The organism is Paenibacillus sp. NAIST15-1, assembly GCF_001894745.1.
In the GTDB taxonomy this organism is placed as follows: domain Bacteria; phylum Bacillota; class Bacilli; order Paenibacillales; family Paenibacillaceae; genus Paenibacillus_B; species Paenibacillus_B suaedae.
Map to the genome: position 1 here is coordinate 1 of NZ_BBYF01000022.1, position 11340 is coordinate 11340.

General features: G+C 46.1%; 12 protein-coding genes, 1 tRNA gene and 1 rRNA gene. 13 read left to right on the forward strand and 1 reads right to left on the reverse strand.

Translation table 11 applies throughout. From position 1 onward, the window contains the following. Positions 1-126: 126 nt before the first annotated feature. The 13 genes from rrf (at position 127) to PBN151_RS27320 (ending at position 10690) form a co-directional block, all read left to right on the forward strand. Positions 127-243, forward strand: a 5S ribosomal RNA gene (gene rrf / locus PBN151_RS27265). 334 nt (positions 244-577) lie between these two features. Beyond that, positions 578-2041 (forward strand): IMP dehydrogenase, encoded by a 1464-nt coding sequence (guaB, locus tag PBN151_RS27270; RefSeq protein ID WP_021253505.1) that lies wholly within the window; start codon positions 578-580, stop codon positions 2039-2041. A gap of 122 nt (positions 2042-2163) precedes the next feature. Next, on the forward strand, positions 2164-3558 hold the full coding sequence (locus PBN151_RS27275) for a D-alanyl-D-alanine carboxypeptidase family protein (protein WP_072731785.1): 1395 nt from the start codon (positions 2164-2166) through the stop codon (positions 3556-3558). A gap of 137 nt (positions 3559-3695) precedes the next feature. Then, complete coding sequence (gene pdxS / locus PBN151_RS27280) at positions 3696-4577, forward strand: pyridoxal 5'-phosphate synthase lyase subunit PdxS (RefSeq protein WP_021253503.1); 882 nt, start codon at positions 3696-3698, stop codon at positions 4575-4577. Positions 4578-4697: 120 nt separating this feature from the next. Continuing rightward, a complete protein-coding gene (pdxT, locus tag PBN151_RS27285; RefSeq protein WP_021253502.1) occupies positions 4698-5291 on the forward strand; it encodes a pyridoxal 5'-phosphate synthase glutaminase subunit PdxT in 594 nt (197 codons plus the stop codon). A gap of 159 nt (positions 5292-5450) precedes the next feature. Continuing rightward, entirely contained in the window at positions 5451-6731 is a 1281-nt protein-coding gene (serS, locus tag PBN151_RS27290) for a serine--tRNA ligase (protein ID WP_072731787.1), read from the forward strand. Between the two features lie 78 nt (positions 6732-6809). After that, positions 6810-6898: transfer RNA gene (locus PBN151_RS27295), tRNA-Ser, on the forward strand. Between the two features lie 106 nt (positions 6899-7004). Continuing rightward, entirely contained in the window at positions 7005-7361 is a 357-nt protein-coding gene (locus PBN151_RS27300; protein WP_021253500.1) for a hypothetical protein, read from the forward strand. 11 nt (positions 7362-7372) lie between these two features. Next, positions 7373-7543: a hypothetical protein gene (locus PBN151_RS31575; protein ID WP_162833944.1), complete on the forward strand. Its 171-nt coding sequence runs from the start codon at positions 7373-7375 to the stop codon at positions 7541-7543. 21 nt (positions 7544-7564) lie between these two features. Further along, positions 7565-7717, forward strand: a complete 153-nt coding sequence (locus tag PBN151_RS27305; RefSeq protein ID WP_028532403.1) for a small acid-soluble spore protein P — start codon at positions 7565-7567, stop codon at positions 7715-7717. 201 nt (positions 7718-7918) lie between these two features. Further along, positions 7919-8923: a YitT family protein gene (locus PBN151_RS27310; protein ID WP_021253498.1), complete on the forward strand. Its 1005-nt coding sequence runs from the start codon at positions 7919-7921 to the stop codon at positions 8921-8923. A gap of 147 nt (positions 8924-9070) precedes the next feature. Beyond that, on the forward strand, positions 9071-10129 hold the full coding sequence (locus PBN151_RS27315; protein ID WP_072731788.1) for a hypothetical protein: 1059 nt from the start codon (positions 9071-9073) through the stop codon (positions 10127-10129). A 180-nt stretch (positions 10130-10309) separates the two neighbouring features. Further along, complete coding sequence (locus PBN151_RS27320) at positions 10310-10690, forward strand: GntR family transcriptional regulator (RefSeq protein WP_175560814.1); 381 nt, start codon at positions 10310-10312, stop codon at positions 10688-10690. Positions 10691-10851: 161 nt separating this feature from the next. Here the strand turns inward: PBN151_RS27320 and tadA are convergent, their stop codons facing one another. Further along, positions 10852-11340: a tRNA adenosine(34) deaminase TadA gene (tadA, locus tag PBN151_RS27325; RefSeq protein ID WP_072731789.1), complete on the reverse strand. Its 489-nt coding sequence runs from the start codon at positions 11338-11340 to the stop codon at positions 10852-10854.

Genomic DNA, 11340 nt, shown 5'->3' on the forward strand with positions numbered 1-11340 from the left:
GCAATGTGTGGAGCTGACCAATACTAATCGGTCGAGGGCTTATCCTATTGATTCAGAACATGACACTTTCGCATTCAGTTTTCAAGGTACAAAACTTGAACTACATATTGGCTTTAGCCAATGCTGTTTGGTGGCGATGGCGGAGGGGTTCCACGCGTACCCATCCCGAACACGACCGTTAAGCCCTCCAGCGCCGATGGTACTTGGACCGCAGGGTCCCGGGAGAGTAGGACGTCGCCAAGCGATTAAAGACCACTGTTGAGACATCTCGACGGTGGTCTTTTTTTATATTTCTTGCTGATTAGGTGATGAATGGAGAATAACAAACAATCTCATACTATCCATAATAGTAATAAATTTGTTCGCCTGGAGTGGACATTTATTTGTTTGTACATGAATAGGAATCAAATGAATTACGAATTACCAAAACAAGACGCTTATCCTTGACAGCCTCATACCGCTTTGCTAAGATTGCAATAATATATTTTTAGAGACGACGTTAATCAGAGGACAAGCCCTGTATGATAAGGAGTTTGGACAATGAATGCGCCAATACAATCAAGGGAGGAACTTTCTGGTGTGGGAATCTAAGTTTGTGAAGGAAGGCTTAACTTTTGACGATGTGCTGTTAGTACCTCGTAAATCGAGTGTACTGCCACGGGAAACAGACGTATCGACAATTTTGAGCGATAAGGTTAAATTGAACATTCCATTTATGAGTGCTGGTATGGACACAGTTACCGAGGCTCCATTGGCAATTGCAATTGCTCGCGAAGGCGGTATCGGTGTTATTCATAAAAATATGTCGGCTGAGCAACAAGCCGAAGAAGTGGATCGCGTAAAGCGTTCAGAGAGCGGCGTTATTACTAATCCATTTTCGCTTTCTCCAGATCATACTGTTGAAGACGCGGATCGTGTAATGGCGAAGTATCGCATTTCTGGTGTCCCTATTGTGGATGCAGAAAATAAGCTTATAGGTATTTTGACGAACCGGGATCTTCGTTTTGTTCATGACTACAGCATTCAGATTAAAGAAGTGATGACACATGAGAACTTGGTAACAGCTCCTGTTGGCACTACGCTTCAAGAAGCAGAAGTGATTTTGCAGCAGCACAAGATCGAGAAGCTTCCATTGGTTGATGAAAGCAACACGTTGAAGGGACTTATCACGATTAAGGATATTGAGAAGGCAATCCAATATCCGAAAGCTGCGAAGGATGCTCAAGGACGTCTTCTGTGTGGTGCAGCAATCGGTATTTCCCAAGATTCATTCGAACGTGCTGAACTGCTTGTACAAGCTGGTGTTGACCTAATCGTTGTTGACTCCGCTCATGGCCATCATATCAATATTATTGAAGCAGTACGCAAGCTACGCGGTTTGTATCCTGAGTTGACTATCGTAGCAGGGAACGTAGCTACTGGTGAAGCAACTCGTGATTTGATTGAGGCAGGCGCTTCTGTAGTTAAGGTTGGTATTGGACCAGGTTCCATCTGTACGACTCGGGTTATTGCTGGTATCGGCGTACCACAAATTACAGCTGTATACGACTGTGCGAGCGTAGCTCGTGAGTACGGCATCCCTGTTATTGCGGATGGCGGTATTAAATACTCTGGTGATATTACAAAAGCAATCGCTGCAGGTGCAAGTGCGGTTATGCTCGGAAGCTTGTTTGCAGGTACAGAAGAAAGCCCTGGTGAATCTGAAATTTATCAAGGCCGAAGCTTCAAGGTATACCGCGGTATGGGCTCGCTAGGCGCAATGAAGCAAGGCAGTAAGGATCGTTACTTCCAAGACAGCAGCAATGAGAAGAAGCTGGTTCCAGAAGGCATTGAAGGCCGTGTAGCTTACAAGGGGCCTTTGGCTGATACGATCCATCAATTGCTTGGCGGATTGAGAGCAGGTATGGGTTACTGTGGTACGAACACTCTGAAAGAGCTTCAAAATGATACTCATTTTGTGAAGATATCTGGCGCAGGATTGCGTGAAAGTCATCCGCATGATGTACAAATTACAAAGGAAGCTCCTAACTATTCCATGTAATTGTGTTGCATTTACGGAAAATGTCGACAAGGAAAGACAGGGTATTACAACCCTGTCTTTTTTTTGCGTGTCTGGCTATGTTAGAATAGCTATGGGACTCAACAGGAGAGGAGTTGTACGTAGTGTCTAAGCAACATACAACAGTGAAACATAACAAATGGAAACGAGCGGTCGCTTTGGTTACCGCATGTCAAATATTAAGCTTCGCCTTATTGCCATCAGCAGGAATGGTGGCGGCTGAGGCAGCTGCTCAAATTCAAACGCAAACGAAGCAAGTAGCGGCAACGAAGGGGAACAACAATCAAGTTATTACGGATAAGTCTAAGCTTGATTTGAAGCTTCGCTCCGCGGTTCTTATGGAAGCTTCAACGGGCAAAATATTAGTCGATATTGACTCGGAGATCTCTTATCCTCCAGCAAGCATGACGAAGATGATGACAGAGTACATTGTCATGGAGAAAGTGAAGAAAGGCGAGTTGAGCTTCGACGACGAGGTTGTAGCGAAGAAAAATGCGTCCGTAACAGAAGGATCCCGCATCTTCTTGGCAGAAGGGGATACGCATAAGGTTCGCGATTTGTATATTGCGATGGCAATCGGATCTGCCAACGATGCAACGGTAGCTCTAGCGGAGCATATTGCTGGCTCTGAGGCTGAGTTTGTAAAAATCATGAACGAGACAGCAAAGCGTCTTGGCATGACGAAGACACACTATATCAACTCTACTGGATTGGATTGGGCAAGCATGCCTGAAGGCTTCCGCCCCGCTGAAAAAGCAGAGACGATGATGTCAGCAATGGATGTGGCCAAGCTGGTGCGTGCAATCGTTAATGATCACCCTGAATTCAGTGAGTATACGAAGATTCAATCCTATAAGTTTAGAGAACGTGACAAAACGCCAATCTCCAACTTGAACTGGATGCTTGAAGCCAATAAAGATGTCGTGAACTTCAAGCGTTATGCTTATCAAGGCTTGGATGGAATGAAAACAGGATTTACTGATATTGCTCAATATTGCTTCGCAGGTACAGCAGTACGCGATAATATGCGACTGATCTCAGTTGTAATGGGCGCGAAAGATAAAGGAGCACGGTTCGAAGAAACAGCGAAGCTGCTTAATCACGGGTTCGAGCATTTTGAAATAAAGAATGAGATTGCACCGAAGAAGACTGTAGCAGGTGTAGAGACAGCTCCAATCAAAAAAGGTGTAGATACGGAAGTGCCAATTGTTGCTGAAACAGGCGTTTCGTTCGTAATTCCAAAAGGTGCGACCACAGAAGGAAAAATTACACAAGAAGTGAATCTGAAGCCGGCAAATGAGCTTGTTGCGCCTATTAAGAAGGGACAGCAAGTGGGTACAGTGACGTTCACATACAAGGACAATGGCGCCGAGCAGAAGAAGACCGTGAACATGATTGCAACAGAAGAAGTGGAGAAGGGCAGCTGGTGGCGTCTATTCTTCCGTGCAATCGGGGAATTCTTTGCAGATTTGTTCAAGTCTATCAAGAATTTGTTCTAGTTTCGCAGTATTGGTCATAGGAATTGGCTTTCGTCTGTGACAAAATCAATTGTCTATTCGAATGACGATCATGTAAAATAGAGGGATGAAACTGTAACAATAGAAAATGACTGACTAGTGGCGGGGGGCAATCGAAAATGGAAACAGGTACAGCTCGAGTAAAACGTGGTATGGCAGAGATGCAAAAGGGCGGCGTCATTATGGACGTCATGAATGCAGAGCAAGCGAAAATTGCTGAAGCAGCAGGCGCAACAGCAGTTATGGCGCTTGAACGTGTCCCATCTGATATTCGTGCAGCTGGTGGCGTAGCTCGTATGGCAGATCCAACAATCGTAGAAGAGGTTATGAAGGTTGTATCGATTCCAGTTATGGCGAAGGCACGCATTGGTCATTACGTAGAAGCCAAAGTATTGGAATCCCTTGGCGTAGATTACATCGATGAATCAGAAGTACTGACTCCAGCAGACGAAGTATTCCATATTGACAAAAATACATTTACCATCCCATTCGTATGCGGCGCTAAAGACTTGGGTGAAGCACTTCGCCGTATTAGCGAAGGAGCAGCAATGCTTCGTACGAAGGGTGAACCGGGAACAGGCAATATTGTTGAGGCTGTTCGCCACATGCGCTTGATCACTAGCCAAGTTCGCAAAGTTCAGAGTTTGTCGAAGGACGAGCTGTATGCAGAAGCGAAAAACTTGGGTGTAGCGTATGACTTGCTGTTACATGTTCATGAGACAGGTAAGTTGCCAGTTGTGAACTTCGCTGCAGGCGGCGTTGCAACACCAGCAGACGCAGCATTAATGATGCATCTGGGCGCTGACGGCGTATTCGTTGGCTCTGGTATTTTCAAATCTGACAGTCCTGAGAAGTTCGCTCGTGCGATTGTGGAAGCGACAACTCATTATGAAGATTATGCTCTAATTGCGAACGTATCCAAGAACCTGGGTACACCGATGAAGGGGATTGAAATCTCCAAGCTTGCGCCATCTGAGCGTATGCAGGATCGCGGCTGGTAATTATAGAAGCAGGGCAGCTGAGGAAGCACCGTGACGGTGCTTCCTAGTCGGCGTTAAGCGCCCTGTATCCTATCTATAGGTGTATTAGTATAGCCTCAGGGGAAAGAAGGGACTTCACGGATGAACATCGGAGTATTGGCGCTGCAAGGCGCGGTAGCAGAACATATGCGCAGCTTGGAGGCGGCAGGAGCCCATGCGGTAGCCGTGAAGCGGCCAGAACAGCTTGATGAGCTTCAGGGGCTTGTCATTCCCGGTGGAGAGAGTACAACCATTGGCAAGTTGATGCGGAAGTACGGCTTTATCGAGGCGATTCAGGCATTTGCAGCAGCTGGCAAGCCGATCTTCGGCACATGTGCGGGACTGATTTGCTTGGCGGAACGAGTGGAAGGCCATCAAGGCTCAGAAGAGCCGCATTTGCAGCTGATGGATATGACGGTAATGCGCAACGCATTTGGACGGCAGCGTGAAAGCTTCGAGGCAGATTTAGATGTGAAAGGGATCGAGCAGCCTGTACGTGCGGTTTTCATTCGCGCACCGCTTATCCAATCGGTCGGTGAGTGTGTTGATGTACTCTGCGAGGTGAACGGGGAGATTGTAACAGCAAGACAAGGCTCGCTTCTAGCTTGCTCGTTCCATCCGGAGCTGACATCAGATATTAGCCTGCACAGCTATTTCGTTGATATGGTTAAACAGGCTGCAAATGTAGCAGGATAAAGAATAACAAACACTTTGACTCTCCTGATGCTAGGAGAGTTAAGGTGTTTTTCTCGGATATACGGTATAATAGTGAAATAGTATGATACGGATCGAATCAAATCAGCCCAGCGTATATCGTGAGGGGTGTTCATCCGTTTCTGGCAGGAGGGTCAATCGGTGCTAGATATCAAATTGTTAAGAAGTGATTATGGACGTGTAGTAACAGCACTCCAAAATCGAGGTAAATCGGAAGAAATGATCGCGGACTTCCCGGAGCTTGACGCACGTCGCCGCGAAATGCTGCAAGAGACCGAGCAGTTGAAAAATCAACGCAATGTCGTGTCTCAAGATGTAGCGAAGAAGAAAAAAGCAGGCGAGTCAGCCGACGAACTTATTGCGCAAATGCGTGAAGTAGGCGATCGGATTAAGGAGCTCGATGAAGAAATTCGTGGTATTGAAGTACAAATGGAGCAGATTACATTGTCCATTCCAAATGTACCTCATGAAAGTACACCAGTAGGGAGATCAGAGGACGATAACGTAGAAGTTCGCCGTTGGAGCGAGCCTACCGCATTCTCCTTCGAAGCAAAGGCGCATTGGGATATCGCGCAGGATCTCGGCATCTTGGACTTCGAATCAGCTGCGAAGGTTACAGGCTCTCGCTTCGTATTCTACAAGGGGGCAGGAGCTCGCTTGGAGCGTGCCCTAATCAGCTTTATGCTGGACGTGCATACGATGCAGCATGGATATGAAGAAGTGCTCCCTCCGCTTATCGTGAACCGTGACAGCTTGATCGGTACAGGTCAGCTGCCGAAGTTCGAGGAAGATCTATTCAAGCTGGAAGGTACGGAGTATTACCTCATCCCGACGGCAGAAGTTCCTGTAACGAACCTCCACCGCGATGAGATTCTGACGGACGAGCAAGTTCCTCGTTATTATACAGCTTACAGCTCTTGCTTCCGTTCTGAAGCAGGCGCATCTGGCCGTGATACACGCGGACTTATTCGTCAGCATCAATTCAATAAGGTTGAGCTGGTGAAGATGGTTAAGCCAGAGGATTCTTATGCTGAACTGGAATCACTGACGAACCAAGCAGAGAAGATTCTGCAGCTGCTTGGCTTGCCGTATCGTGTGATGGCATTGTGCACAGGAGACATTGGATTCAGCTCTGCGAAGACGTATGATTTGGAAGTATGGCTGCCGAGCAGCGGTACGTACCGTGAGATTTCGTCCTGCTCGAACTTTGAGGACTTCCAGGCGCGTCGTGCGAACATTCGCTTCCGCCGCGATACGAAATCCAAGCCTGAGTTCGTGCATACGCTGAATGGCTCTGGCCTTGCGATTGGACGTACTGTCGCTGCGATTATGGAGAATTACCAACAAGAAGACGGTTCCATTGTGATTCCAGAAGCATTGCGTCCTTATATGGGCGGATTGGAATCCATTCGCCGCAAATAATTGAAAGATCATAGTTGCATTGCTGTAATGCCTATGATATAATAAAGACTGTCCGACTCGACTCGGGCAGTCGAATATGGAGAGGTACCGAAGTGGTCATAACGGGGCGGTCTTGAAAACCGTTAGGGTGCAAGCTCACGTGGGTTCGAATCCCACCCTCTCCGCCATAACTTTTACATGTAGAACCCACATCCTTGGTGATGTGGGTTTTTTGCTGTATAAAATGCCTCTGCTGGCCGCAAACTGTAATTGAATAGTGGAGGTGTAGCTCTTATGAATCAGGAAGAACAACCGCAAGTCGATCAATCGAGGCTTGTGGATGCATGGCAGCAAACGTTGCCGGCGAAGCTTGAGCCTGGCGATAAAGCCACAGTACTGCCTGACGGCGCCAATCCACAGGCACTCGTTATTCATATCGATACAGCCGGCCGCCAAATGTACTCATTCGATTTCCATTGCGCTTATGTGGATTCGCGCGAGGTGGAGCTCAATCTCATCGATGTCGAGAAGAGTGGGGTTCATATCGATGAGCGGACTGAGGTTGTGCAGGAGCTTGTACAGAATTATGTGCGTCATATTCATGAATGCGCGCAAGCGCTGCATGATGTAACCCATCACGGCTTACAGTAGGAGGGATGAAGGTGACGAAAGCAAAGGATGGTCTGGACAAAAATTTGAGCAATGTCGTCAAGGACTTGGAGCAGGCACCGGTCAATAGTCATCATGCCCAGCAGTTACAGCAGGATCACAATGATCGACGCCATCAGGATGCACTGAATCATGATAAGCCGACGGACTTAGAACACTTATAATGACGGAGGAGTGTGCGTGCAATGAGCAAGCCAAGAGCAGTCCCTGTACCTAACCAGGAGCAATCCAGCCGGCATCAAGCAGGTAATGAACGGAATGCGATGCAAGAGCCATTGTCAGGGTCTAAGAAGACGAAGATGGCGAATCATGTCAGCCACAACAATCCTGAGGGATAAGATAACCGGGTACAAGCAACACGGATTTTCCTTGCAAGAGTGAGGAGAGTCTGTGTTTTTTTATGCAAATAAATAGGGTATGTTGAAGTTCGAATTAGTACTATTATTATTAATATTTACCAATAGGGTCCAACAAGGAAGTGAATTCCGATATAATAATGAGTGTAGTGTATTTAAGGCTTATATAGAGAGGTGAACGCGGTGGAGCATCTGACAACGAACACCAGTGCAGACAGCAACAGTTCTAAGGGGAATCATGCATCGGCTTCGCAGGATATGGATCAGTTTGAGGCAATTGCCCAATTGGGAGCACTCGATTCTGCAGCTATTGCCAGTGTGCAGCAGTATCAGCACACGAAGATCGGCCTAATCAAGCTTCTCAAGCGAATTATCTTTATTGTCATTGGGTCAGTCTTAATGGGTGTCGGACTTGAGCTATTTCTTGTTCCGAATCAAATTACAGACGGTGGAGTAACCGGCATTTCGATTATTTTGTCTTATGTAACCTCAGTGCCACTCGGTGTATTTCTATTTCTACTTAACTTGCCCTTCCTGATTATCGGCTACAAACAAATTGGCAAAACCTTTGCCCTATCCACATTACTCGGCGTCCTAGTGATGTCGCTCAGCACGACGCTGCTTCACGATGTAAGTGCATTTACAGAAAATACGTTCCTGGCTGCCGTATTTGGCGGGATTATTCTCGGTATTGGCGTGGGGCTCGTCATTCGCTATGGTGGTTCTTTGGACGGTACAGAGATTATAGCAATTTTGCTTAACAAACGTTCTCCCTTCTCCGTCGGCGAGATCATTATGTTCTTCAATTTGTTCATACTCACGAGTGCGGGCTTCGTATTTGGCTGGGATCGTGCGATGTATTCCCTCATTGCCTATTACATTGCATATAAAATGATCGATATTACCGTTGAGGGATTGAACGATTCGAAGGCGGTGTGGATTATTAGTGACAATCACAAGGAAATCGGCGATGCGCTGCTTAGACGTCTCGGTCGGGGCGTTACGTATATGAAAGGCGAGGGCGGCTTCTCCGGAGATGAGAAGAAAGTGATTTTCACCGTCATTACCCGATTGGAGGAAGCGAAGCTCAAGGGGATCGTAGAGGAGCATGATGAGCATGCGTTTCTTGCAATCGGCAACATTCATGACGTTAAGGGTGGCAGATTTAAGAAAAAGGACATTCATTAAGCAGTGAAAGATAGGACGAAGTTCATAATTCTATGTACAGGGTCGCGAAATATGTTTCAAAGGAACTATTTTCATTATCATACGTATAAGTTAATATATACTGGGTAATTTTAGCTCACTTATTATGATGAATAGGGGTTGAAGAGATTGAAGAGAGGTTTAAAAGGGGCATTAGCACTCATATTTGCTTTAGCACTAATTATTACGGGTTGTGGAGCCAAGTCTAGTCCGAAGGAATTAATTGAAGGTTCTCTAGGCAAGTCCTTCGATATGAAGTCCTATGCATTCAATACATCGATTAAGCTTGAAGATCTTCAAATGGATAATGGTGGAGCAATGGATCCAAATGCACAGATGGTCTTGAACATGCTTAAAAATGCTGAGCTTAGTGTAAATGGTGTAGTTCAACAAGAGCCTATGAAGATGGAAGCGAATCTCGAAATCAGCCTTAAAGGCGATATGGAAATGAAATTTTCTCTCCCATTGACTATGGATGAAAATAAAATGTGGGTAAAAATCCCGAATATTCCGATGTTGGCGGGCCAAATTCCAGATGAGTTGATCGGCAAAACAATTGAGATCGATTTAAAGAAAATGGCAGAGCAATCCGGCCAAGAGCTTCCTTCTGCGAAGGATATGAAGGCAATGCAGAACCTCTCGAATGATATGTTCAAAGCATTCCTCGGCAAGTTCGATGAGAAAATGTATTTCTCTACAGTAGAGAAAAAAGACGCTGGTCTTCCTGAAAATGTAGATGCAAAGCAAATTGTGAAGTTCAATGTTACCAATGAGAACTTGGAGCAATTCGTTACAACCCTTGTTAAAGAGGCATTGCCTGCACTAGCAGATGTAATGGGTAAGGAAGAGTACAGCAAGCTGTTTAAATTGGAAAAAGACCAAGTTGAGAAAATGAAGCAAGAAATGAAAACAGATGACAGCGAACTGAAAAAGGATATCGAAGAAATGAAAAAGTCGCTGAAGATTAACGAACTGAGCGTCACTACAGCGATTAACAAAGATCAATATCCTGCATATCAAGTAATTGTAGCCAACTTGGATGTGACTGGCGACGATGGTGTGAAATCGAAGGTTGCCGCTCGCGTTACGACTGAGTTGAGCAAGATCAACGAGAAGGTTGAATTCAAGCCTGTACCAACCGATGTTCTGACAATGGAACAATTGCAGCAAATGTTCGGTGGATATTAAGATATAGTCATTAGCAAGACCGCCGCTCCTAGAGAGTGGCGGTCTTTTGTTATGCGCGGAATAGTTAGAAGAAGAGGAGGAGGTATGCAAATGGGATCTAATATGGGCAAGACATGACTTGACGCTTCATTCTGTAATGTATATGGTTTACATATACAATATATAAGGTGTGTGGCCACAATGATTCACATTCGTATCGAATCATCGACTGACGAGCCGATATACGAGCAGATTGCAAGACAAATACGAACTGGTATATTCAGTGGTGATTTTAAGCCTGGAGATGCGCTCCCTTCTATACGACAACTGGCTAAGGATTTGCAAATTAGTGTCATTACAACGAAGCGTGCTTATGAGGAACTGGAGAGGGAAGGGTTTATTGACAGCATGGTTGGCAAGGGATCCTTCATCTCGGGCGCAAATCCACAGCTGATACGTGAGCAGCGTCTGCATCAGATGGAGATGATGATCGAAGAAGCGGTGAAGGACGCTAAGGCACTGAACGTATCCTTGTCTGAATTAATGGAGCATATTCGATTGGTCTATGAGGAGAGTGAATGAATCGTAAAGGAGAGAGTGACAATAAATAGAATTTGTTAGAAAGGACTTATAATCGTGAGCGATAGGAGCTTTATCAACCGTGCAGATTTCATTCTAGAACGGAAGCAGTGAAGCCGCATTGCTCAACTTCGTTGATTCTGCGGCTTCTTTATGCTTATTGATTAAGCTTTGCCGCGCAGACGGCGGAAGAATTGCGTTAACATTGATGCACATTCTTCTTGCAGCACGCCCTCAATGACTTCTGCACGATGGTTGAAGCGGGGCTCTTGAAGCAGGTTCATCAGTGTGCCTGCGCAGCCTGCCTTTGGGTCGGTCGTGCCGTATACAACGGTAGGCACTCGGGATTGAACGATTGCCCCGGCACACATCGGGCAAGGCTCCAAAGTAACATATAAAGTGCAATCAAGCAGCCGCCAAGCTTGAAGATGCTCACTCGCCTCTCGAATCGCGATCATCTCGGCATGTGCAGTAGAGTCAAGCGATGTCTCTCGCAAATTGTAGCCGCGTCCAATAATCTCATTCTGATGGACGACAATAGCGCCAATGGGAACCTCTCCAATTGCCTCGGCCTTGAGGGCCTCTTCAATGGCCCTACGCATCCAGTATTCGTGCTGGCTGATTTGTTCAGGTTCAATCGATTGTATTTCCAA